Source organism: Bacteroides sp. ZJ-18 (genome assembly GCF_011038705.2).
GTDB lineage: Bacteria > Bacteroidota > Bacteroidia > Bacteroidales > Bacteroidaceae > Bacteroides > Bacteroides hominis.
This window is the reverse complement of record NZ_CP072198.1, coordinates 4,445,662-4,468,978: the sequence shown is the minus strand read 5'-3', so window position 1 is coordinate 4,468,978 and position 23,317 is coordinate 4,445,662. Positions and strand designations below refer to the sequence as shown.

The following is a 23,317-nucleotide window of genomic DNA, read 5'->3' as shown; positions in this document are numbered from 1 at the left end:
TCTGCGGTGAAGTCTCGACACCTTTTCATCGTCCGTCTTTATCGTTCGTCGACTATTGTCACATTGCTGATAAATACGCTATCATATCTTTTGTGCCCTTTTGCCCAGCGATTGTTGTCATAACAATCGATAAAGCGAAGACTTAAATTCTTTCGGATGGAATCCGGAATCAGTTGTTCCGCCGGTTTCTGTGAGATCAGAACAAACGGCAGGGCTTTTGTAATCTCTTCTTTATTGGTTAAATCCATGTCTCCGATCTTCTTATGTGCTTCGTATACCAACTCGATGCGTAGCACTTCGTCTTTGCTGTGATAGAATGGCAGAGCTTTTAGCTCCGGGTTTTCTTGGGTAGCGCTGATGCTTTTGGGATCTGAGTTACTCACAAAACTTCCGATATAAGGCATTACAAACAACTCGGCAACAGCAAATAGCGCTACGACTCCCATCAGGAAAGAGAAAGGCCGGAGCTTGAGCGCAGAGCTGAATAGCCAAACTGCTACTGTCAGGAATAATACAGCCAACCATATGAACATCCCTGTACCTATCCGTCCTTCCCGGTACATGAAGAGGTAGAGAGCAACGGGAAGGGCCAATGTAGCCACTACAATCAAATAAGCATTTATCCGGTAAATCACTCTGTCTTTCAGGTGCGGCATTTTCTGTTTAGCCTGTTGAATCCAATATACAAATAAGTATCCCATGGTCAGTGCGGCCGGCAATAAGATAGGAAGCAGATAGCGTGTCTTCTTTTCCGGGAGCAACGACAGGAAGAAAAGGATCAGTAACATCCAGCTCAGGCAGAACATGTACTCTTTGGATGCTTCGACCCGCTTTTTCCAGAAGGGCACTATCAGTGCTGTCAGTGTCAGCAGCGACCATACTCCTGTTTCCAGGAAAAACTGCCAGTAATAATACCAGGAACGTACGTTGTGGTTACTCCAGGAAGAAGACTCTTTGTGGAATACATAGGATGCCATCTCCTGGTGGCAGATGTATGTGTAGGCATACCACCATGTGCTGAGCACGATGCAAATAAAGATCATGGTGAAGAGTGCGGCCCATTTTCCTTTCATTCTTGTTTCCCTGCGATAGAATAAGAGGTAGGCACAAATGAACGGGAGAAGCAGGGCATAGAAAGATACGGGCCCTTTGCCAAGGAAAGATAATCCCATAAAAATGCCTGTGGCAATGAAAAGAGGCCACTTGCAGGCAGTTTGCCGCAAAGCAAGATAAAGATAATAAATAGCTCCCATCATGAATGCGTGGCAATAAATGTCCCAAGTAGCTGTACGTCCCATCAGAATGATATTATAAGAGGTGCACAAGACCAGGGAAGATACCAGGGCATAGGTTCGGTTGCCGGTCAGCTTCGTAGCAAACTTATAGAAAAAGAGTACTAACATGACGGCCGCAAGTCCGGCCATGGCTCGTTGCAAGGGAAGATTATCCGGCGAAATCACTTCTACCACGGCAGCAATCCATGTGGGAAGTGGAGGCTTCTCCAGTCGCAACTCTCCGTTCATGGTAGGCACCAGCCAGTTATGGTCGTATACCATTTCGCGTGCAGTGACAATGTTTCTTGATTCCATGATGTCTGCAAAGATTGCGCCATTGTTTATAAAGAAAGAACAGCAGAACACAAGAAGTAATAGAGGCAAGTGCCAGCGATAATTTTGCGTGAAGGGGACTCTTGTCATAAAACATTTTTTTAGTGATTGGGTGCAAATTTACAGATATATTTTTGCTTTCCGCAAAAAACAATTAACTTTGTTGGCGCTAAAATAGCGCCGATATGGAAACTCAAAATGTGAAAGATACGGTACGGCAGATATTCACCGAATATCTAAATGCGAATGGACATCGCAAGACTCCTGAACGTTATGCGATACTGGATACCATATACTCCATTGACGGGCATTTCGATATCGATATGCTTTATTCGCAGATGATGAACCAGGAAAATTTCCGGGTGAGTAGGGCTACACTGTATAATACCATCATCTTACTTATCAATGCACGTCTGGTGATAAAACACCAGTTCGGCACTTCCTCCCAATACGAAAAATCATATAATCGCGAGACACACCATCACCAGATATGTACGCAGTGCGGTAGGGTCACAGAGTTTCAGAATGAAGCTTTACAGAACGCGATTGAAAATACCAAACTAAGTAAGTTTCAACTTTCGCATTATTCCTTATATATATACGGTATATGTAGCAAATGCGACAGGGCCAACAAGAGAAAAAGAGTAAATAATAACAATAAAAAAGAAAAATGAAAGTAGATGTTCTATTAGGATTGCAATGGGGCGACGAAGGTAAAGGAAAAGTAGTCGACGTCTTAACTCCGAGATATGATGTAGTTGCACGTTTCCAGGGTGGACCGAATGCCGGTCATACACTTGAGTTCGAAGGACAGAAGTACGTGCTTCGCTCTATCCCTTCGGGTATTTTCCAGGGAGATAAAGTAAATATCATCGGTAACGGTGTAGTGCTCGATCCGGCTTTGTTCAAAGCGGAAGCAGAAGCGCTGGAAGCATCGGGACACAACTTGAAGGAGAGACTGCACATTTCGAAGAAAGCGCACCTCATTTTGCCTACGCACCGTATACTGGATGCTGCCTATGAAGCTGCCAAAGGTGATGCTAAGGTAGGAACTACCGGAAAAGGTATCGGTCCGACTTATACGGATAAAGTAAGCCGTAACGGTGTCCGTGTGGGGGATATCCTGCATAACTTCGAACAAAAATATGCTGCGGCGAAGGCTCGCCACGAACAAATCCTGAAAGGTCTGAATTATGAATACGACCTGACTGAACTTGAAAAAGCCTGGTTTGAAGGTATCGAATACCTGAAACAGTTCCAGTTGGTAGACAGCGAACATGAAATAAACGGTTTGCTCGATGCCGGAAAATCCGTGCTTTGTGAAGGTGCTCAGGGAACTATGCTGGATATTGACTTTGGTTCGTATCCGTTCGTGACTTCTTCGAATACCGTATGTGCAGGTGCATGCACCGGTTTGGGCGTTGCTCCGAATAAGATCGGCGATGTATATGGTATTTTTAAAGCTTATTGTACACGTGTAGGTTCGGGTCCGTTCCCCACAGAGTTGTTCGATAAAACTGGCGATCAGATCTGTACGCTTGGTCACGAATTTGGCTCGGTGACGGGACGTAAACGTCGTTGCGGATGGGTGGATCTTGTTGCACTGAAATATTCAATCATGATCAATGGTGTCACCAAACTGATTATGATGAAGAGTGACGTACTCGATACTTTCGAGACGATCAAAGCTTGTGTGGCCTATAAGATGAATGGTGAAGAGATCGATTACTTCCCTTATGACATTACCGACGAAGTGGAACCAATCTACGTGGAACTTCCGGGATGGCAGACAGACATGACAAAGATGCAGAGCGAAGATGAATTTCCTGAAGAGTTCAATGCTTATCTTTCCTTCCTTGAAGAACAGCTGGGCGTACAAATCAAAATTGTTTCTGTAGGTCCCGACCGCGAGCAGACTATTGAAAGATATACTGAAGAATAAGAAGCCTCATCTGTATCCTTCTTTTTTAAAAGGAGGAAGAAGTAGACTTTTATAGAAGAATTAATTCAAAACGAGGCCTTTCTTCTTCCCTCTCTAAAGTAGAGAGGGGCGAGGTGAGGCCTTTATTATAATACTTATGAAGAAGCATTTTATTACTTTTCTCTTGTTATTGGGAATGACTGCTTCCCTGACAGCGCAACAAAATTACCAACCGACAGAGGCTAACCTGAAAGCCCGGAGTGAATTTCAGGACAATAAGTTCGGAATCTTCCTTCACTGGGGACTCTATGCTATGCTTGCTACCGGCGAGTGGACGATGACGAACCATAATCTGAATTATAAAGAGTATGCCAAACTGGCTGGAGGATTCTATCCCTCTAAATTTGATGCAGATAAATGGGTGGCGGCTATCAAAGCCTCCGGTGCCAAGTATATCTGTTTCACTACCCGTCACCATGAAGGTTTCTCGATGTTCGATACCAAGTATTCCGATTATAATATTGTAAAAGCCACTCCTTTTAAACGTGATGTGGTAAAGGAACTGGCTGATGCATGTGCCAAACATGGCATCAAACTGCATTTCTACTATTCACATATAGACTGGTATCGTGAAGACGCTCCTCAGGGAAGAACCGGACGCGGAACCGGACGTCCCGATCCGAAAGGGGACTGGAAGAGCTATTATCTGTTTATGAATAACCAGTTGACAGAGTTGTTGACCAATTATGGTCCGATCGGAGCCATTTGGTTCGATGGTTGGTGGGATCAGGATATCAATCCCGATTTCGACTGGGAACTTCCGGAACAATACGCATTGATCCATCGTTTGCAGCCGTCTTGTCTGGTTGGTAATAATCATCATCAGGTACCTTTTGCGGGGGAGGATATTCAGATATTCGAGCGTGACCTTCCGGGAGAGAATACCGCAGGACTTTCCGGACAGAGTGTCAGCCATCTGCCTCTTGAAACATGTGAGACGATGAATGGCATGTGGGGATATAAGATTACAGACCAGAACTATAAATCAACTAAAACTTTGATTCATTATCTGGTGAAGGCTGCCGGTAAGGACGCCAATCTGTTGATGAATATAGGCCCGCAGCCCGATGGAGAACTTCCGGAAGTGGCTGTTCAGCGTTTGAAAGAGGTGGGAGACTGGATGTCAAAGTATGGTGAGACCATTTATGGAACGAGAGGTGGTCTGGTAGCTCCTCACGATTGGGGAGTAACGACTCAGAAAGGCAATAAACTCTATGTGCATATTCTTAATTTGCAGGACAAGGCTTTATTCTTGCCTATCGTTGATAAGAAAGTGAAAAAGGCAGTGGTCTTTGCTGACAAAACGCCGGTACGCTTCACAAAGAATAAAGAAGGAATTGTACTGGAACTCGCTAAAGTTCCGACGGATGTAGATTACGTGGTGGAACTTACAATTGACTAATTTTTAGCTAATTCTTCATAAAAGCGATGTGTGGGAAATCTCCTCTCCGTCGCTTTTGTTTATTTTTGGCAAGCTATTTGTATATTAGCTATCATAACAATTTAATTAAGAAAGAATATGGTAATAGGAATTCAATGGATTATTTTTATTGGCATCGCTCTCGTTAGCTGGCTGGTGCAGATGAACCTGCAAAACAAGTTCAAGAAATACTCCAAGATACCCACAGGAAACGGCATGACAGGACGCGACGTAGCTATTAAAATGTTGCATGACAACGGTATTTACGATGTTCAGGTGACTCACACTCCCGGACAGTTGACCGATCATTATAATCCTGCCAATAAGACAGTGAACCTGAGTGAAGGAGTTTATGAAAGTAATAGCATCATGGCTGCTGCCGTGGCTGCTCACGAATGCGGACACGCTGTTCAGCATGCACGGGCTTATGCGCCGTTGACGCTCCGCAGTAAGCTGGTGCCGGTGGTTTCTTTCGCTTCACAGTGGATGACGTGGTTATTGCTTGCCGGCATTTTGTTACTGAATTCGTTCCCGCAGTTATTGCTTGCCGGCATTATCCTGTTTGCTTTGACCACCTTATTCAGCTTTATCACACTTCCGGTAGAGATTGATGCGAGCAAACGTGCATTGGTATGGCTCAGTGCATCGGGAATTACTAACTCGTATAATCATGCCAAAGCGGAAGACGCTCTCCGTTCGGCTGCATACACTTATGTTGTTGCTGCGTTGGGCTCGTTGGCTACGCTGATTTACTACATTATGATATTTATGGGACGCCGGGATTAATCTCTCCTTCCCATACGGAATAAAAAGAAAAGCTTCGCAAACTTTCTATATGTTTGCGGAGCTTTCTGTTTGTGTGCCGTTTACAGTATGTATTGTGTACAAACTGTAAACGGCACTATCATCATATTGTGTTTGTTCGTATTTCCGTAAGTTATTCTTGATAAGGCGATTGCCAGAAGTAAGAGTCATTATGTGAGTCGTAGGCGGTGGCACCGGGCTTTCCATTGGTACTGTATCCTTCCGGAACTAACGAGATATACATCGACCACTTTTTGCCCGGATAGTTTGTTTCTGCGTTATATTCGCTTTGCAGAGGGCAAGTTACGTAATACAGGTTCTTGGCCATATAGTAATCCAGATAATACTCTTTGGTCTGCTTATTTTTATTATTCCAGTTTGCGTCTTCGTTTAGTACAACGGGTTGATTGTTGCGGAGGCGTTCGCGCACTTCACCAATGCCCAGAAGGTTTCCTTTTTCATCTGTTACATAAGCGTTGAATGTCGGGTCCATCCATAACCATTTGTTGAGGGTGTTGGAGTAGACCGCATTGATGACGTGGCAATCATTGATCATCACTTTGGGCATACAGGTGATGAAACGGGATTTGAATCCCATAGCCAGATAGCACTCGTTCAGCATTTGTGCCATCATCCGGCAGTTTACGCCCCGGTTCTCCTTTTTGCAAAGTTCTACCATGGCTATTGTGTTCCGCTCTTCCGGATTACGTGAATTGCCATCATGTGGAACTATGTTGTGAACCCAGTAGAGAAGGTTTTTGATTTTGGAGATTTCGTCTCCGCTTCCGGCGATACTATCCAGGTTGAAATGTTTCCGTAACTGTACCAGATTACTGTCGTTAGGATTCATGTAGGTGAAGCGGGGTAGAGTGTCAGTTACTGATTCATTATAACATATCGGTTTTGTTTCAGTTCTGTTGTATCCTTCGGCTTGTTGCAGAATATACAGATAGTCACTGTCCAGACGCATTTTAGCCATTACTTCCAGATACTTCTTCTCTTTACGTAAATTGTCGATGTCACTGTCACCTTTAGCATGGTTGTAATCATTCCATCCGGAGTTGAAAGCCTTCTCAAAGTTTTTCAGGGCTGCCTTTTTCTTTCCCTGAAGTGCCTGATAGCAAGCAAGGTCGTAATAAACCAGTCCTGTTATATTTTTTGCTTTTTCCTGAAGTTGTTGAGGCAATCCTTGATACAACTTCAGTTTCTCCCAATTTAATTTCTCGGCCTTTTTGTAATCTTTCTGTTTGCGAGCGTTTGCTACTTCCTGAGTGAGTGCGCTGTACTTTCTCTCAAATTCTTTTTTTTCGTTGTTTTGTGCCATTCCCGGTAGTCCAAGGCATAACATTGTAATGATCAAAAAAACTGTTTTCATATGATTCCTGTTAGATAATGTGATTTCTTTGTCTTTCAGAAGGCAAATGGTATACCAAATTAATAAATATCTCTTATTGAGCAGAATGGCATTAAAAAGTATTGTCCGAAAATGAACAGTCTTAACGGAACCGGACACCGAATACATTTGCTTACAGATTCACAGAAAGTCTGTGGTTTCTGTTTTAATAATCAATTATTTCATCTAACTTTGCAACTCAATTCAATAAAACAGTTAAAACAATGGCAGCAAAACCAGGTATACCTAAAGGAACCCGTGATTTTTCGCCCGTAGAGATGGCGAAACGTAACTACATATTCAATACAATTCGTGACGTATATCATCTGTATGGTTTCCAGCAGATTGAGACTCCTTCGATGGAGATGCTTTCTACCCTGATGGGAAAATACGGTGAAGAGGGTGACAAATTACTTTTTAAAATACAGAATTCAGGTGATTACTTTTCGGGTATTACAGACGAAGAGCTATTAAGCCGTAACGCCGTTAAACTGGCCAGTAAATTTTGTGAAAAAGGGTTGCGTTATGACCTTACCGTACCCTTTGCCCGTTACGTGGTAATGCACCGTGATGAAATTACTTTTCCCTTCAAGCGTTATCAGATTCAACCTGTCTGGCGTGCAGACCGTCCGCAGAAAGGACGTTATCGTGAATTTTACCAATGCGATGCCGATGTGGTCGGTAGTGATTCACTGCTGAACGAGGTAGAGTTGATGCAGATAGTAGATACGGTGTTTACCCGTTTCGGTATCCGTGTCTGCATAAAAATCAATAATCGCAAGATACTGACCGGTATTGCCGAGATCATCGGAGAGGCGGATAAGATTGTGGATATAACTGTAGCTATCGACAAACTGGATAAAATCGGTTTGGAAAATGTGAATAAAGAATTGGCTGAGAAAGGGATTAGTGATGAGGCTATTGCCAAACTGCAACCTATCATTCTTCTGAGTGGAACCAATGCTGAGAAGTTGGCTACACTGAAGACTGTACTTTCCGGTAGCGAAACAGGTTTGAAGGGAGTGGAAGAGAGTGAGTTTATTTTGAATACCCTTCAAACGATGGGACTGAAAAACGAAATAGAGCTTGACTTGACATTGGCACGTGGATTGAATTACTATACAGGTGCTATTTTTGAGGTAAAGGCGCTTGATGTGCAGATTGGCAGTATCACCGGTGGAGGTCGTTACGATAACCTGACTGGTGTATTCGGTATGGCAGGAGTATCGGGCGTAGGTATTTCGTTTGGTGCCGACCGTATTTTCGATGTGCTCAACCAGTTGGAACTGTATCCGAAGGAGGCTGTTAATGGAACTCAGCTTCTGTTTATTAACTTCGGTGAGAAAGAAGTTGCTTTTTCTATGGGTATTCTGGCTAAGGCCCGCGCAGCCGGTATTCGTGCCGAGATATTTCCCGACGCTGCGAAAATGAAGAAACAGATGAGTTATGCAAATGTTAAGAACATTCCTTTCGTTGCTATCGTAGGTGAGAATGAAATGAATGAGGGAAAAGCTATGCTGAAAAATATGGAAAGCGGTGAACAGCAAATGGTTACTGCTGAAGAACTGATTGGCGTTTTAACAAAATAAGGAAAATGCCCTTACCTTTTTAAAACCGGGGACTGTTGGCGTAAAAAAGGTAGGGAGATAAAAGGAACGGGACCTTGGTTTAAAACCAAAGGCCCCGTTCTTTTTTATAAGTCTTTTCAACGCCAATACTGATTGGATTGATGATTGCTGTTTTCATCGGATTCCACCGCCATAAAGATCACAGAGTTTTAACTGTTTTCAGATTAACTTCATAATAAATCAGTGCTCTCCCTGTCTTTTTCAGTGGAATATGTTTTATAAATGACGTTCCGGATACATATCTTCCCACCACTGAGGACTATCCTGCAACCAGCGGGCAAACCATGCCATAATACTGTTATGCCATTGCACGCGTTTCGGATAGTCGGCAATGAAGTGGTTTTCTCCATCTACAGTGATGAACTCTACTGTTTTACCCAATATTTTCAGGGCATTGAATAGCTGGATGCTTTCACCGATAGGTACATTGGTATCTACGGTGCCGTGCAGCAGTAAGAGTGGAGTGTTGATCTTATCGGCGTTGAAGAGCGAGCCTTGTTTGGTGAACAGTTCCGGATTGTTCCAGGGATAACTGTCTGCGGCGGCTATGGCATTATAACCGTATCCCCAATAGCCTTCACCCCAATAACTGGTCACATTGCTGATACCGGCATGTGAAACTGCGGCGGCGAAAATATCCGTCTGAGTCTGGAGATATTGCGTCATGAATCCACCGTAAGATGCACCGAGACAACCGATTTTCTTATCATTCACGAACGGGTGTTCTTTACAGAACTGTTTGGTACCTTCAATGATGTCGTCGGCAGTACGTTTTCCCCAGGCATTGACATGGCGTGCTGAAAACTCCTGTCCGAATCCGATTGTTCCGCTCGGCTGGATAACATATACCACGTAGTCGCGTGAAGCAAACAGTTGTGCGCAGTACGGATTGCTGATGCCTCGTTCTGTCGGGGTCGTTCCTCCATAGTAATACACAATCAGCGGATACTTTTTATTAGGATCGAATGAAGGCGGCAAACACATCATACCTTTAATTTCAGTGCCATCTGAAGCAGTGAAATTCCATGGTTCCATTTTACCCAGTTCAATTTTTTCGAGGGTAGGCTTCATCGGGTCGGCTATCAGTCGAGAGGTTTTCTTTTTCAGGTCGTATACATAAGCAACTCCTGCATTGTAGCATCCTTGTCCGATGTAGGCTGCCAGCGACGGATTGTTTTCCGACATGGCAAATGCACTGGTGACATCAGTCTCCAGATTCAACTTCTCAAACTTACGGTCTTTGGGAGAGTAACGATAGATGTTCCGGCAATCTTCGTCATTGGTGCTAAAATAGATGCACCCGTCACCTTTGTTCCATTGCAGGAAGTTGACAGACGGATTGAACTCTTTAGTGATCGGATCGATCTTGCGGGTAGCTAAATCCATGATGAATGCCTGAGAGTCGAAATCATTGGCGATCGGATGATTACCACAATTCTTGCCGATACCGTCAAAAGCTTCCGGGCTGGCGGTGAGCAGTAATTGTCTGCCGTCCGGTGAGTAGCTGGCTCCTCCGAGGAAGCGGTCTTCAAAGAACAGAGTATCGACAGCCAATGTTTCAAGGTTCACTTGGAACAGTGAACTCAGAGAGAAAGGACGTTGCGTGATATTTTCCTTCGAACTGCTGTAAAGTAAATATTTGCCGTCCGGTGAGATATCCTGCATATACGTACTGTGATTGCCGTAGGTCAGTCGTTCGGAAGTTCCGTTGGCAATGTCATATCTGGCCAGGAAACTACGTCCGCGTGTATTCGGAATACGGTCGGCGGGGCTGACAATGCGTTTCAACGGCCCATCATCTTTCACGCCTTCTTCACGAGGATAGTATATCAGGAAGTCTTCGTTGGGCGACCAGCTGAAACCCTGCTCGGGAATGCCCTGCAGGAGAACTTCTTCCTTCAGCGTGATGGGATCGAGAGTGATGACGTCATTTCCTTCGGATGCCACTACCGTATAATACAGTTTATTACTTTTCGGCATCCATCTCATGCCGTCCCTCAGATTGGTGAGAAGTACTTTTCCTGTTTTCAGTTCAGTCAGTTCACAGTAGGTGCGTGAACGTTTCAACGAATGATTGTCCCAATAGCGGGTCAACAGATATTTTCCGTCCGGTGATACGGAAACAGCAATGGCGCGGTTGCCGTATACGGTATTGTCGAGTGCGAAACGGTGTTTCTGATCGGGATCGGTGCTACATGCCACTTCTTTGAATTTATCATCTTTCACCAGTTCGCACTTCAGTGAAGGCGCAGTCTTATCGTCCGGGGTTGAAAGTAGTTTGATGGCAATTTCATAATCCATTTCCGGTTCCAGGCGTAGGGCAATTTCTTTGGTTGCTGCTTTGGATATACTGTCTTCCGCAGCATCTTTCACCATTTTCGATTCGCCGTTGATGAAAAGCTCCCACCGGACCGGAGAGGTCACTTTCAGTTTGCCTTTCATGAAGCGTTCGGCCCGTAGCTGAGTCTTCAGCAGATAAAGCAGATTGTCTTTATCGGCTTTCGCAAAAGTGACCAAGCCTGCTGTATCGGCAGACAGCATTTGTGTCGGTGCATTGGCAAGGTCAAGCATTACCGGCGTTTGCAGCAGTGCTTTGGCGGTGTGTTTTTCTCCTTTGGGGTTGATACTGTCGTTCATGATCGGAGTGCGTACAGTAATGGCATTTCTTACCTGATACTGCGTCAGCCTCTCTTGTGCTTGTGTGGCAAGTCCTGTTGTCATCAACAGCGCCATCATCAGTAACTTTTTGTCCATTGTTTCTTTGAGTTTATAATTGGTTATTTCATTTTATATACCAGCGTACCACCCTTCACGATGTCTTCGTGGGAGATATAGTTTTTGGTATAAAGTTCACCATTCAGTGTGATGCTGTCGATGTACTTATGTTCTTTCGACAGATTTTCGGCAATGACTGTGAACGTTTTTCCATCCGGCAGGTGAAGTACTATTTTCGGCATCTGCGGAGCACCGAATATATAATGCCCGCTCACCGGATCGACCGGATAGAATCCCATTGCATTGAACATATACCAGGCTGACATCTGTCCGCAGTCGTCGTTTCCACAGAGACCATCGGGCTTGTTTTTGTATTGGGTATCAAAGATTTCACGTATCAACTCCTGAGTGCGTTCCGGCTTGCCGGCCAAAGCATACAGGAAGGTGACATGGTGGCTTGGTTCGTTGCCGTGGGCATATTGTCCGATCAGTCCGGTAACGTCTGCCAGTCCGCTTCCTTCCAGTTTGATAGTGAACAATGAATCCAGTTTGTTGAGGAAAGGCCCTTTACCACCGAATAATTCGATCAATCCCGGTACATCGTGCTGAACATGCCAGGTGTATTGCCAGGCATTTCCTTCAGTATAATCGCCTCCGCGGCTTTCGGCATGTGCCAGATCGCTGGGATTGAAAGGAGTTTTCCAGCGTCCGTCGGCATAGCGCGGGCGCATAAACTGTGTTTCCTTGTCGAACAGGTTCTTATAGAATTCCGAACGTTTACTGAAGTATTCCGCATCTTCCTTTTTACCCATTAACTCTGCCATTGTAGCTGCGGCGTAGTCATCGTAAACCGATTCAAGTGTACGTGAAACCGATTCGGCATCTACCTTGTCTGTCGGATAATAACCATATTTCATATAAGTTTCCCAGTCCGATTTCGGATGCGAAACAGTCAGTGTCTGTTTGATGGCATCGAATGCTTTCTCGGCATCAAAGCCACGGAAGCCCTTCTTATAAGCTTCGGCAATAACCGAAACAGAGTGATTGCCGATCATAGTATTCGTTTCTTTACCCCACAAGGTCCAGATAGGTAAGTAGCCTTGTGCCTGATTTTGTTCGATCATCGAATTGATGAAACCGTCTACTCGTTCGGGTACGGCCAATGTATAGAAGGGGTGGGCAGCGCGGTAGGTATCCCAGATCGAGAAGGTAGAGTAATAGACTCCCGATGCTGATTTTACTACCGAGTCTTTGGCGTTACGGTATCTTCCGTCTACATCGGCAATATTATTAGGCTGTATCAGTGCATGATAGAAGCTGGTATAAAAATTCTCCAATTCGTCCGGAGTACCTGTCACTTCGATACGGCTCAGGTAACTGTTCCAGATGTCCTTGGCTTTCTGTCTTGTACCGTCGAAATCCCAGTCTGCCAACTCTTGATCCATATTCTTACGGGCACCGTCTACACCGACTGTAGAAATGGCTACTTTCATCAGCAGTTGTTCGTCCGGCTTCATGTCGAAACTCATTAACAGACGTTTTCCTTTTTCAGTTTCTTCCATTGGCAGGGAGATGGAATCGGTCACTGGCTTGCTGAACTTCATTACAAAGTATAAATCCTGATTCACCCATACGCTGCTGCGCACGTGTCCTGTCAGTGTTTGAGCATCTTCCCAATTGATTTCGCAAGCTTTTACGTGCGATTTATATTGTTGGGGATTCCATACCAATCCGTGTTGAAGGTCGAGTAACAGTGAGGCTGAATCGGCATTCTGATAAGTGTAACGATGCAGCGCTACATGATCTGTTGCAGTCAGTTCTGCTTTTACTTTATATTTATCGAGTTCTACCGTATAGTATCCCGGTGTTGCGCTTTCTGTCTTTTTAGAGAAACCGCTTTTGTAGTCATCCCGTACTCTTTGTCCGGTGACAGGCATTATAAGGAGGTCGCCCAGATCCATACATCCGGTGCCATTGAGGTGAGTTTGAGAGAAGCCCCAGATCAGTGAATCCTGATAATTGTATCCTGAGCAATACTGCCATCCGATGGCATTGGTTTCCGGGCTTGCCTGTATCAGTCCGAAGGGTAGGCAGGCACCCGGGAAGGTGTGACCGTTGTCGGCTGCTCCGATAAAGGTGTTTACGTACTGAGTGTAGTCTTGGGGTGCTGTCGGAGTTTCGGGAGTGCAGGATGTGCAAAGACCGATCCCCAGACATGCAGTCATAAAGGTTGATTTGAACTTCATAGCAATGACCTTGATAAATTATTTTTGTGACAAAGATAAGCAAACTGAGAGCAGAATAAAATGAACTCGTTCATTTTTTATGCCAAAGTGCGACTTATCTTCACTTTTCGGGCAAAAATAAGGAAAAACAGAAAGTATCGTACAGAATAAAGGAAGAAGGCTGTAAGCAAGGAATTTAGAAGACGAGCAGATCTCCAGGGGGCTCATGGTTACTTGAAGAAGAATATTCTCGTCATACTTCCGTCAAACAATTGTAATATGTAAGCTGTTTCTTTGCAAACAGATAATGGAATGCAATGATAGGTCTTTTTAATGATTGTTTCCCTCCGATCATGGATGGGGTATCACTTACTACACAGAACTATGCCTACTGGCTGCATAAGAAGACGGGGAATGTTTGTGTAGTGACTCCTAAGTCGCCTGATGCGAGAGATGCGGAAGAATATCCGGTTTATCGGTATTCATCTATTCCCATTCCTATGAGAAAGCCTTACAGATTAGGTTTTCCGCGCATCGACTGGCCTTTTCACGAGCGTATCAGCCGGCTTTCATTCGAATTGGTACACGCTCATTGTCCCTTTTCTTCAGGAGCACTGGCCATGCAGATTGCCAAAGAACAACATGTTCCGGTTGTAGCTACGTTTCACTCCAAGTACCGGGCGGATTTTGAGAGGGCCATTCCTTCCCGTCTGTTGGTGGACTATCTGATACGAAAGGTGATTCGTTTTTACGAAGCTGCGGATGAAGTGTGGATTCCCCAGGCAGCTGTCGAAGAGACGTTGCGGGAGTATGGGTATAAGGGCAGGATAGAAGTGGTGGATAACGGAAATGATTTTGCGGGTACGCCTTCTCTGCAATCTGTCCGGCGGGAGGCCCGACAGGCTTTAGGTATCCGTTCCGGGGAGTTTATGTTTCTTTTTGTCGGCCAACATATTTGGGAGAAAAATCTCGGCTTTTTGCTCGATGCGCTTGTCCTCTTGTCCGATGTACCTTTCCGGATGTACTTTATCGGTTCAGGCTATGCGAGCTGTGAGTTGAAACAAAGGGTGGTGGGACTGGGACTGTCTTCCAAAGTATCTTTTGTAGGTAGTATTGTGGAACGCGAGATTTTGAAACGCTATTATGTTGCTGCCGATCTGTTTCTTTTTCCTTCTTTGTACGATAACGCTCCGCTGGTGATACGTGAAGCGGCTGCATTGGGCACGCCTTCGGTATTGATCAGGGATTCCACTGCTTCGGAAATAATCTCCGATTCGGTAAATGGCTTTCTGAGTTCCAATAGCACAGAGGATTATGCCAATCGCATACGTGAAATATTATGCAGTACTGCCATAATAAAGCAGGTGGGAGAGGAGGCATCACGAACCATTGCCCGGTCATGGGAAGACGTGGCCGGTGAGGTGTACGATCGCTATAACCGGTTGATAAAGCGAAACAGAAATAAATAAGATTATCATTGAAACCTTTTTTCCTCCATTATGTCAGATTCTATTAAAACCTTTAAAGCCGGCTATATCCTGCTTCCCGTCCTGATAGGGCTGTCAGTGGTAGGGTGGCTGTTCTACCGGGAGTTCAATCCGGAACTTTTCAGTGATATTCATTTCTCCTGGCGTCTGGTAGGCGGATTGCTACTTGCCATACTTTTTATGTTTGGGCGAGACGGTGGGTTGATGTGGCGTTTCCGCTTTATTACTGACAGGGAATTGACTTGGCGTCAGGCATTTCGGGTAAATATGCTTTGTGAATTCACATCGGCAGTGACTCCCTCTGCAGTGGGAGGGAGTAGTCTGATTGTGTTATTTTTGAATAAAGAAGGCATTAATGCCGGACGCAGTACAGCTTTGACTATCTCCTGCCTGTTTTTGGATGAATTGTTTCTTGTATTGGGCTGTCCGCTGGTTTTACTCTTATTTTCGTTTGATGATTTGTTTGGTAATGTGGCTATATTATCGTCAGGAATTGAGATTCTGTTTTTCCTGGTTTATGGGGTCGTTACGATCTGGACTTTCCTGTTGTATCTTGCTTTGTTCCGGCGTCCGGAATGGGTAAAACGTTTGTTACTCACTATTTTCCGCTTGCCACTGCTCCGACGTTGGCACAAGGCCATCGAAACACTTACGGACAATCTGGTATTAAGTTCCAGAGAGAGGAGTCAGAAGTCTTTTACCTTTTGGTTGAAAGCTTTTGGGATTACTTGCTTGGCTTGGATTTCACGTTATCTGGTAGTCAATGCTTTGCTGATAGCCTTTACCACTTCGGGCAGCCAACTGTTGGCCTTTGTACGTCAGCTGATTCTATGGGTAGTTATGACTATCAGCCCTACTCCCGGCGGCAGCGGAGTGAGCGAATATATGTTTCGTGAATATTATACCGATTTTTTTGATGTGGCAGGCATGGCTTTGGTTGTTGCTTTCGTTTGGCGGATTATTACCTATTACATGTATTTGCTGATAGGTGCTATAATTATTCCCGGTTGGGTGAAGAAGTTGAGAGATTAAACAATGTTGTCACAAGCCTGTAAAAAGAACGTAAATTCTTGCCGCTATCTTTGTCCTGTCAAAATTAAAAGAGAAAAGCCTTATGAGTAGAGAAGAATTACAGCAGAAAAGTCGTTTCGCCATGATAGGAACATTGATGACCATTGTCAGTCTGGTGTTTTTGTTTTATGTAGGCAGTTCGCTGCTCAATACAACCAAGAAATATAAAGAACAAGCCATTGAGATAGCGTGTATGGACAGATAGTTAGTTACTTAGTATCCGGTGACTACTTGATCAGTTCTTAGGCTGATGAGATTTTTTGGACCTCCTTTTCTACATGCGGATTATTAATAAAACAACTCGATTTTGTGCTGCTTATAATGCATTGTAAATAAGAATATTACTGTTCTTTTCGATGTCTTTATCTCAGCCCGGGTACGAGGTTCCATGGGTTTGTGTACCCAGGACAGGATAATACTCAAACCATTTTTGCTTAATATACTAAGGAGAATAAAATGCTTTATATGATACAAAGAGATAAGTAATTAATGTCATTTTCTTGTTTATTAGGACTTTATAACGAATAAATCCTCTTAAATGAAGGGTGGAAGATGGAAGATCGAAATGCATTTTCTGAGTTCTTCTTCAAATTTGGTGGTAAGTTTTCTTTTACTCATGGAATTTAATTCCGTTTTCGGAAGTGTAAGCCCTCGTTTATAGTTGACAAAAAAGCAAGTATTCCGGCTTTCCCCCGAAGAGTCCATCCATGAGGTGAAGAAGCAAATTTTAAAATAAACCATCTGAAAATCAATATCTTTAAAAAGTAAGATTTCTATCCTCAAAAGCTTTGTTTTAACACAGAGTTAAAGCTTGTTCTTTGGATGTGAATAACAAGTTCTTTAAATGCAAAAGCCTTATTATTTGCGTATAAGAACCTGACAAACTGCAAAAGGCGTTAACAATGTTAATTGAAGAAAGGTATAAGGATGAAGATACCGGTTCAGACGGCGCAAATTCACTTCCGAAACTTGAGTTATCTTATTCAGCCGGTGTCTGTTTTTTCTTATTAAAGCAAGTAAAAAGGACAATTATCAACTTGAAAATAAAGAAATAAAGAATTTACCACCAAATTTGAAGAAGAACCATTTTCTGTATGAGAGGAAGCAAGTAATGTATCTTAATTTATTTCTCTTTTCTCTGAAACTATTTTCTTCTTTTACCGACTAATGGATTAAAAGAGACAAGAAACATGGAAATAGAAAAGGATTTTATAAACCTGTTGACTTTACACAAAGCTCTTATATATAAAGTTTGTTTTATGTATACTTCCAACCAGGAAGATTTGAACGACCTCTATCAGGAAGTAGTAGTAAACTTATGGTGCTCTTATCCGGGATTCAGGAATGAAAGCAAGTTGTCTACGTGGATATATCGTGTAGCTTTGAATACTTGTATTTCGGATTTACGAAAAAAGAAAGCATTGGATTATGTGCCGTTGAGTATGGAACTCGGAGTGTATGATGATTGTTTGCGCTATGAGTCGTTGAAGGAAATGTATCGGTTAATACGTCAACTGGATAAATATGAACGAATGTTTGTCTTATTGTGGCTGGATGAAAATAGTTATGAAGAAATAGCAGCCATCACCGGAAGTAACCGGAATACTGTGGCTGTAAGGTTACACCGGATCAAAGAGAAATTAAAGAAGATGTCGAACCAATAAAAAACAAATATGGAACTGGATGAATTAAAACAAAAATGGATGGAACTCTCCGAACAGGTGGAGAAAAATGAATTACTCAACCGCCAGATAATTATAGATATGATACAGTCAAAGAAAGAAACCTATTTGCAGCAACAATTGCGTGTGGAAAAGATCGGTTTCGGTGTCTTAGGTATCTTTCTGGGTGTGGTATGTTATACCTTTTGGAGAAATGTAGCTCCCGACTGGATTTCATGGTATTTGCTGGGAATGGTGATATGGCTTTTGGTTATGCAAAGTCTCATGTTTCGGATTGTATATACCTTAAAGACTGTAACAGAACATGTAGAGCAACAATACAGGAGGTTACAATCTTACAAGGTGTTGATGAATCTGACATATATTTTTGCGTATGTGGCAATCACTCCCGTCATAATTGCCTTTTTCTGTATATGGCATAACCCTCTTTTTAGAACAACATTGTGTGTGATGATACTGGCTGGCTTTTTGGGAGACTATTTTATTTATCATAAGACCAGTGACCGGTTAAAAGGGTTTAGGGAAGCTGTCCGTTCGTTGCAGAATTTAAAGTCAGGAGGTAAAGAATAGAATTTAAGCCTCCTTTGGTTTAATTAGCTAATCGGATGAAACTTTTTTGCCCGATTTTTTGTATCTTTATTACCGGATTATAACAGGTGTCACTGTAAAAGGTTGCACTCTAAAAAGAAAGGATCAGAAATGGATACAAACGAGTTAAAACAAAGACAGCATTTCATTCTAATCAGGACGTTGCTGGTTGTCACAGCTCTTGCCCTGTTGGTCTATATCGCTTTCTCAATGGCCTATTCATCCAGAAGATTTCAGGAAAGTACTTCAATTATCGAATTGGTTAGTGATTAGCTAAATAACGTCCGAAGAAGATAATAAACAGATTGGCGAAATGAAAAAAGAAATCTTGAAAAGGCTGTTGGCTACTCCCGGAGCGGAACATACCGTTTCGGAATTTGATACTCACTTTACAGGCGATTTGACCAAACAGGAAGCTGGGGCACTACTGGCTGAAGATATTGAGAAACTTTCTGCTTTGCAGGGGAAACTGTATGCACAGGACCGATATTCGGTCCTCGTCATTTTTCAGGCAATGGATGCTGCCGGAAAGGACGGAACAATTAAACATGTAATGTCCGGTATCAATCCGCAGGGTTGTCAGGTATACTCTTTCAAACAACCATCAGCCGAAGAACTCGACCATGATTATCTTTGGCGTATCAACAGATGCCTGCCGGAAAGAGGGCGTATCGGCATATTCAATCGTTCGCAGTATGAGGATGTGTTGATTGCCAAGGTACATCCTGAGATTATTTTGTCTAATAAGTTGCCGGGTGTCACCAGTTTGGAAGATGTCACTCCGAAATTCTGGAAAAAGCGCTATCGTCAGATAAATGATTATGAACGCTATCTGACGGAGAATGGTACGATTGTTATCAAATTCTTCCTGAATGTTTCGAAAGATGAACAGAAGAGACGCTTTTTGGCACGGTTGGAAGATGAAGCAAAGAACTGGAAATTTTCTACTTCCGATTTGAAAGAGCGTAGCTATTGGGATGATTATATGAAGGCTTATTCGGATATGCTGACTCATACTTCGACGGAAGATGCACCGTGGTATGTGATTCCGGCTGATAATAAATGGTTCATGCGTTATGCTGTGGGGCGGATTCTTTGTGAACGCATGGGTGAACTTGATTTGCATTATCCGGAAATGCCTGTTGAGGCACGGCATAAGATTGATGATTTCAAAAAAGCTTTGCTGGATGAATGAATAAAAAGCGGATTATCCGTCACAGACAATCCGCTTACTTTTTAACATTAGATTTTTAGAGAACTATGAAATTATTTATGGAAAGTACTTGCTATTTGAGTATATAAATAAGACTGAATCCGAGCTTGGTTAATCCGAAGTAGTTGGAATGGTCTTGTCCAAGGAATAATCCACATTTGGGACGTTCATATTTATCATAATTCATCGATGCATATCCTATTCCGGCGGATACTTCAATGTTCCATCGTTTTTTCCAGATCCATTGGTAGCCATAAGATATCCCGATCCCGTATAAATCTCCCTGATAGCGATATTTACTGAATCCTCCATTGTACTGGCCATAATGGGCATGAAGTCCCATAAAGTGTTTATAGAAAGGGATGCAAAACCAATATTTGATTTCCGGTTGAACTAAGAAACCACCCATTTTACGATTGTCGGATAAAAAAGTCCACCCTTTATACATGATATCTGTTCCTGCAGTTAGCCGAGGTGAGATTTTGAATTCAGCTCCCAGGTTTACAGTGGTGGTTGCCCAGGAGAGGGCATTGGTTCTCAATGCTATTTCTTGTGAAAGTATGGAGGGCAGCGGAATAAGCAATAGCAAAAGTAGGAAGAAGGCTTTCTTTTTCATACATTATTTCTTATCTATATCTAATAAATCCAGTAAATCTAATACGTCTCCATCTTTTAAAGCAATTTCTTTTAAAGACGGTTTTTGGGCGATGGCGTTCCTCAGGTGAGTAACAGCTTCGCCTATGTTGTCCAACCTGTTTGCAGCGATTGCTCTGACATATTCGCTCTCGGGAGAAGTATCTTCTATGCTTTTCAGGATTTCCCAGGCTTTTTGGTTTTGCTTCATGCTCAGCAGTAGGATGACCTGATTGATCCCCCCTTGTTTCTCGAAAGTGGGATAAGCTGCCTGATACTTTCCATCCATGGCGGCAGCAAGTGCTTTCACCATTTCGGTCTCTTTATTATCAGGCAGAAGTTCTGCGAAATGGTTTGCTTTTTTGAAATCCCGCTTTTGTAGATAGGCTACAGTTTGGTTGACCAGTATGGCCGAAGGGGCATCCTGAGTGATAAAGGGTTTCAGTAGAGTTGTATCGGCACGGTTTTGTTTTATTAAGAGTGATGCCAGATTGTTGGCTGCAATCATTAGGTCGGGATGTACCGAGAGGGCTTCTCTGTATAAAGCTTCTCTTTTTTCGTCAGTGATTTCTTTTTGATTCATGATGTAACTCCAGAACTCACTTGCCGTTAATTTTTTGGGGTCTTTCCGATAGAGAGTATTGATTTCATCTCTGTTGAGTGTACGCAGTTCAGAATACTCGTAGAAATATTCGACTCTTCGCAAGCGGGGTAGGTAGCGGTCGCGAATAAGCGGATAAATTTTCATTCGTCTGGCCCCCCAGGATATTTCATTATGGTTTCCCCGGGCGCGTCTGATCAGATCTTTGAGTTGGGTAACTTCTTTGATGCTGTCTTTTTCCATTAGTTCGCAAACCGTATTCCATGATTCTACTATGGCATCATTTTCAACTTTGGCCTTCCGGATTGTTTCTTCAGAAATATTTTCGAATACTTTCTCTGCTGCGTTTTTCATTCTTTTTTTAGCCAGTTTAAGATTGTATTCATACGTTCCTTCGGGAGAAGTGTATCCTGTGATCTGAAAAGTTGTCAGTGTTTTAGTACGATCTTTATCGATATCATCCAGTGCTTTTCTCATTTTCCTGAGTTCTTCAGCGTTTCTTCCTTCATTTTCGTAAATATTCGCATCTTCAGGACGGAACCGAAGATGCATTTCTCCTTTCTCATTGAAGTTGAGAGGGGTTTGTTTGGGTATATAACTGTTGTCCAAATCCATTGCACTCAGATTATAGTTGAAAAAACGCATCGGATAAATAATGCCGTTTGTGATACGGACTGTGTCCCGATATTCGTCTTTACAAAAAGTACTTATCTTGATATGCACTTCTGTTGTGTATAAGTCATTGATGTTATCTACTGTGCATGAATCGGCATAAGTCAATGTCTGATTACAGATCGAGTCAGGGTTTATGACTTGTGCGAAACGGGAATAATATTCTTTTTCTGACGGATCACCACAGATATTTCCACGGCGAAGCAGGATGTCGTAGTTTTTACCGTCGTATACAATGGGGGAAAAGTCTTTTCGGGTTCCCTGGCTACTGTTTACCAGAATTGGCTGAATGATAACCCGGGAGTCGTTTTGAAATCGTTTGGAAGGAATCTTATATCGGGTTTTAAGATAGAGCATATCTTTGATTAATTCCAGATCGGACGGAGCGAAAACAAATTTCATACTGTTCTTTAATGTGGATGTAACCATGATTTCGGGCAACAGGCTTTGTGATTCTTTGAGAATGATCTCCAGCCATTTTTCTTTACCGGAGTGAATAGTGACTGTTTCATAACCGACGGAGGAAAAAGTGATGATGGAATTTTGTGGGATCTCCAGTGTGAATTTTCCTTCTTTCCCCGTAGAGGCTTTCCATTTCTGACCATCTACCTGAATACTTACTCCTGAAATAGGAGCGGCTTCCTTGTCTTTCACGATACCACTAATGGTATGTGATGTTTGGGCTGATAGACGAACAAGCATGAAAGTTTGTAATAAGATAATAATCAGAGTTCGTATTCTCTTTTTCATGATTTACTGCGTTAATGTCCAAAGTTAGGGTATGATTGTTTCATCGTCATTATTTGTACCATCCCAGTCAGGATTGATGGTCACGGAGAAGCCGGAGTTCCCCAGAATGGTATAGTTAAAATCTGTGCTGATACGGGTCAGTTGGTTACGTAGAATGCGTACATTGTTTAGTGTGTTCTGGTAAACCGGAGAATCGGACTTACCATCGGCATATAATTTAAGGATAATGCTGGCATTCTCTGTTCCGGTTGTTGGGAAGGTACCTATATTGAAAGAAACGATACCTTCTGCGTTAGTGGCTTCTGTGACTGTGGTATGGTATTCGGCTATTGTTTCACCTTTATATAAAGTATCAATCTGACAGGTTGCCGCTACTTTATGCATTTCTACTGCGATTCCGGTAATGTTTTCGGGTAACTGTTTCAGTTGGAATTGAGTTACGGCTTGAGTACGTCGAAGAATTACGAAGTCTTGATAACCGCATTCACAATCAACGGTAAAATCATAACAGGATGTAAAATAATCTTTTGTTTGTTCGGCTCCCGGATAGTTTAAATTGAGTGCCTCGGGGGTAGTCGTGTCAGAAAGTTCCTCTTCCGAAGCATTGGCAACAAGTCCCAAGCAATACTCTCCGAATGCCAGTTTGGGAAAGCTCAGTGGATGCGTATCAGTGTCCAGGTCAGTTGCATTGTCTATAATTCCGGACTGGACCAGTGTGTTATCTTTATAGAGATAATAACGGATGCTACTGATTCTGGCAGACAGATTATCTTCCAATTGCCCTTTATCGGTAGCCGGCTGCTGGAATTTTTCAGCTGCAATTGTCAAGGTAACGTCACCCATCCAG

Annotated in this window: 19 protein-coding genes; 12 read left to right on the top strand and 7 right to left on the bottom strand. The window is 43.0% G+C overall.

Going from position 1 to position 23,317, the window contains the following annotated elements; genetic code table 11:
• Positions 1–38: 38 nt before the first annotated feature.
• Entirely contained in the window at positions 39–1,697 is a 1,659-nt protein-coding gene (locus tag G7Y45_RS18035) for a glycosyltransferase family 39 protein (protein ID WP_165017802.1), read from the bottom strand.
• A gap of 95 nt (positions 1,698–1,792) precedes the next feature.
• Here G7Y45_RS18035 and G7Y45_RS18030 point away from each other — a divergent pair, with 95 nt between their 5' ends.
• The 4 genes from G7Y45_RS18030 to G7Y45_RS18015 all read left to right on the top strand — a co-directional run bounded on the left by G7Y45_RS18030 (position 1,793) and on the right by G7Y45_RS18015 (position 5,794).
• Positions 1,793–2,281, top strand: a complete 489-nt coding sequence (locus G7Y45_RS18030) for a Fur family transcriptional regulator (protein WP_005780845.1) — start codon at positions 1,793–1,795, stop codon at positions 2,279–2,281.
• Positions 2,278–3,549 (top strand): adenylosuccinate synthase, encoded by a 1,272-nt coding sequence (locus G7Y45_RS18025; protein WP_005780843.1) that lies wholly within the window; start codon positions 2,278–2,280, stop codon positions 3,547–3,549. The genes G7Y45_RS18030 and G7Y45_RS18025 overlap by 4 nt, the downstream gene beginning before the upstream one ends.
• 136 nt (positions 3,550–3,685) lie before the next feature.
• Complete coding sequence (locus G7Y45_RS18020; RefSeq protein ID WP_165017800.1) at positions 3,686–4,990, top strand: alpha-L-fucosidase; 1,305 nt, start codon at positions 3,686–3,688, stop codon at positions 4,988–4,990.
• A 117-nt stretch (positions 4,991–5,107) separates the two neighbouring features.
• Positions 5,108–5,794 (top strand): zinc metallopeptidase, encoded by a 687-nt coding sequence (locus G7Y45_RS18015; protein WP_005780840.1) that lies wholly within the window; start codon positions 5,108–5,110, stop codon positions 5,792–5,794.
• A gap of 151 nt (positions 5,795–5,945) precedes the next feature.
• Here the strand turns inward: G7Y45_RS18015 and G7Y45_RS18010 are convergent, their stop codons facing one another.
• Positions 5,946–7,334: a transglutaminase domain-containing protein gene (locus G7Y45_RS18010; protein ID WP_165017797.1), complete on the bottom strand. Its 1,389-nt coding sequence runs from the start codon at positions 7,332–7,334 to the stop codon at positions 5,946–5,948.
• Positions 7,335–7,429: 95 nt separating this feature from the next.
• On the opposite strand from G7Y45_RS18010, the gene hisS reads away from it, so the two are divergent.
• The gene (gene hisS / locus G7Y45_RS18005; protein WP_165017795.1) at positions 7,430–8,794 is read left to right on the top strand and encodes a histidine--tRNA ligase; all 1,365 of its coding nucleotides are present in this window, start codon (positions 7,430–7,432) and stop codon (positions 8,792–8,794) included.
• A 255-nt stretch (positions 8,795–9,049) separates the two neighbouring features.
• Here the strand turns inward: hisS and G7Y45_RS18000 are convergent, their stop codons facing one another.
• Positions 9,050–11,587, bottom strand: coding sequence for a S9 family peptidase (locus G7Y45_RS18000; protein ID WP_165017792.1), 2,538 nt, complete (start codon positions 11,585–11,587; stop codon positions 9,050–9,052).
• A 23-nt stretch (positions 11,588–11,610) separates the two neighbouring features.
• Positions 11,611–13,794 (bottom strand): GH92 family glycosyl hydrolase, encoded by a 2,184-nt coding sequence (locus G7Y45_RS17995; protein ID WP_165017789.1) that lies wholly within the window; start codon positions 13,792–13,794, stop codon positions 11,611–11,613.
• Between the two features lie 296 nt (positions 13,795–14,090).
• Between G7Y45_RS17995 and G7Y45_RS17990 the strand changes: the two genes are divergently transcribed.
• From G7Y45_RS17990 to G7Y45_RS17960, 7 genes are all read left to right on the top strand, one after another.
• Complete coding sequence (locus G7Y45_RS17990; RefSeq protein ID WP_165017787.1) at positions 14,091–15,242, top strand: glycosyltransferase family 4 protein; 1,152 nt, start codon at positions 14,091–14,093, stop codon at positions 15,240–15,242.
• 30 nt (positions 15,243–15,272) lie between these two features.
• Positions 15,273–16,292, top strand: coding sequence for a lysylphosphatidylglycerol synthase transmembrane domain-containing protein (locus tag G7Y45_RS17985; RefSeq protein ID WP_165017784.1), 1,020 nt, complete (start codon positions 15,273–15,275; stop codon positions 16,290–16,292).
• An 82-nt stretch (positions 16,293–16,374) separates the two neighbouring features.
• Positions 16,375–16,536 carry a hypothetical protein gene (locus tag G7Y45_RS17980; protein ID WP_005780825.1) on the top strand — a complete coding sequence of 54 codons (162 nt, stop codon included), beginning with the start codon at positions 16,375–16,377 and terminating at the stop codon, positions 16,534–16,536.
• Positions 16,537–17,521: 985 nt separating this feature from the next.
• Entirely contained in the window at positions 17,522–17,995 is a 474-nt protein-coding gene (locus G7Y45_RS17975; RefSeq protein ID WP_005780820.1) for a sigma-70 family RNA polymerase sigma factor, read from the top strand.
• Between the two features lie 9 nt (positions 17,996–18,004).
• A complete protein-coding gene (locus tag G7Y45_RS17970) occupies positions 18,005–18,583 on the top strand; it encodes a hypothetical protein (RefSeq protein WP_005780818.1) in 579 nt (192 codons plus the stop codon).
• A 129-nt stretch (positions 18,584–18,712) separates the two neighbouring features.
• Positions 18,713–18,874, top strand: coding sequence for a hypothetical protein (locus tag G7Y45_RS17965; RefSeq protein ID WP_005780817.1), 162 nt, complete (start codon positions 18,713–18,715; stop codon positions 18,872–18,874).
• Positions 18,875–18,914: 40 nt separating this feature from the next.
• Positions 18,915–19,796: a polyphosphate kinase 2 family protein gene (locus G7Y45_RS17960; RefSeq protein WP_005780815.1), complete on the top strand. Its 882-nt coding sequence runs from the start codon at positions 18,915–18,917 to the stop codon at positions 19,794–19,796.
• Positions 19,797–19,887: 91 nt separating this feature from the next.
• On the opposite strand, the gene G7Y45_RS17955 is transcribed toward G7Y45_RS17960, so the two are convergent.
• From G7Y45_RS17955 to G7Y45_RS17945, 3 genes are read right to left on the bottom strand one after another with little or no spacing between them, the layout of a single operon-like run.
• The gene (locus G7Y45_RS17955) at positions 19,888–20,430 is read right to left on the bottom strand and encodes a DUF3575 domain-containing protein (protein WP_005780814.1); all 543 of its coding nucleotides are present in this window, start codon (positions 20,428–20,430) and stop codon (positions 19,888–19,890) included.
• Between the two features lie 3 nt (positions 20,431–20,433).
• Positions 20,434–22,470, bottom strand: coding sequence for a M48 family metallopeptidase (locus G7Y45_RS17950; RefSeq protein WP_165017779.1), 2,037 nt, complete (start codon positions 22,468–22,470; stop codon positions 20,434–20,436).
• A gap of 24 nt (positions 22,471–22,494) precedes the next feature.
• Positions 22,495–23,313, bottom strand: a complete 819-nt coding sequence (locus G7Y45_RS17945; protein ID WP_005821337.1) for a hypothetical protein — start codon at positions 23,311–23,313, stop codon at positions 22,495–22,497.
• Positions 23,314–23,317: the final 4 nt, after the last annotated feature.

Excerpts from the sequence above, each read along its gene's own strand:
- hisS (WP_165017795.1), top strand. The coding sequence starts at position 7,430 with ATGGCAGCAAAACCAGGTATACCTAAAGGAACCCGTGATTTTTCGCCC.
- G7Y45_RS18035 (WP_165017802.1), bottom strand. The coding sequence starts at position 1,697 with ATGACAAGAGTCCCCTTCACGCAAAATTATCGCTGGCACTTGCCTCTA.
- G7Y45_RS18000 (WP_165017792.1), bottom strand. The coding sequence starts at position 11,587 with ATGGACAAAAAGTTACTGATGATGGCGCTGTTGATGACAACAGGACTT.
- G7Y45_RS17995 (WP_165017789.1), bottom strand. The coding sequence starts at position 13,794 with ATGAAGTTCAAATCAACCTTTATGACTGCATGTCTGGGGATCGGTCTT.
- G7Y45_RS18015 (WP_005780840.1), top strand. The coding sequence starts at position 5,108 with ATGGTAATAGGAATTCAATGGATTATTTTTATTGGCATCGCTCTCGTT.
- G7Y45_RS17965 (WP_005780817.1), top strand. The coding sequence starts at position 18,713 with ATGGATACAAACGAGTTAAAACAAAGACAGCATTTCATTCTAATCAGG.
- G7Y45_RS17970 (WP_005780818.1), top strand. The coding sequence starts at position 18,005 with ATGGAACTGGATGAATTAAAACAAAAATGGATGGAACTCTCCGAACAG.
- G7Y45_RS17985 (WP_165017784.1), top strand. The coding sequence starts at position 15,273 with ATGTCAGATTCTATTAAAACCTTTAAAGCCGGCTATATCCTGCTTCCC.
- G7Y45_RS17975 (WP_005780820.1), top strand. The coding sequence starts at position 17,522 with ATGGAAATAGAAAAGGATTTTATAAACCTGTTGACTTTACACAAAGCT.
- G7Y45_RS18030 (WP_005780845.1), top strand. The coding sequence starts at position 1,793 with ATGGAAACTCAAAATGTGAAAGATACGGTACGGCAGATATTCACCGAA.
- G7Y45_RS17955 (WP_005780814.1), bottom strand. The coding sequence starts at position 20,430 with ATGAAAAAGAAAGCCTTCTTCCTACTTTTGCTATTGCTTATTCCGCTG.
- G7Y45_RS18025 (WP_005780843.1), top strand. The coding sequence starts at position 2,278 with ATGAAAGTAGATGTTCTATTAGGATTGCAATGGGGCGACGAAGGTAAA.
- G7Y45_RS18010 (WP_165017797.1), bottom strand. The coding sequence starts at position 7,334 with ATGTATTCGGTGTCCGGTTCCGTTAAGACTGTTCATTTTCGGACAATA.
- G7Y45_RS17980 (WP_005780825.1), top strand. The coding sequence starts at position 16,375 with ATGAGTAGAGAAGAATTACAGCAGAAAAGTCGTTTCGCCATGATAGGA.
- G7Y45_RS17990 (WP_165017787.1), top strand. The coding sequence starts at position 14,091 with ATGATAGGTCTTTTTAATGATTGTTTCCCTCCGATCATGGATGGGGTA.
- G7Y45_RS17945 (WP_005821337.1), bottom strand. The coding sequence starts at position 23,313 with ATGGGTGACGTTACCTTGACAATTGCAGCTGAAAAATTCCAGCAGCCG.
- G7Y45_RS17960 (WP_005780815.1), top strand. The coding sequence starts at position 18,915 with ATGAAAAAAGAAATCTTGAAAAGGCTGTTGGCTACTCCCGGAGCGGAA.
- G7Y45_RS18020 (WP_165017800.1), top strand. The coding sequence starts at position 3,686 with ATGAAGAAGCATTTTATTACTTTTCTCTTGTTATTGGGAATGACTGCT.
- G7Y45_RS17950 (WP_165017779.1), bottom strand. The coding sequence starts at position 22,470 with ATGAAAAAGAGAATACGAACTCTGATTATTATCTTATTACAAACTTTC.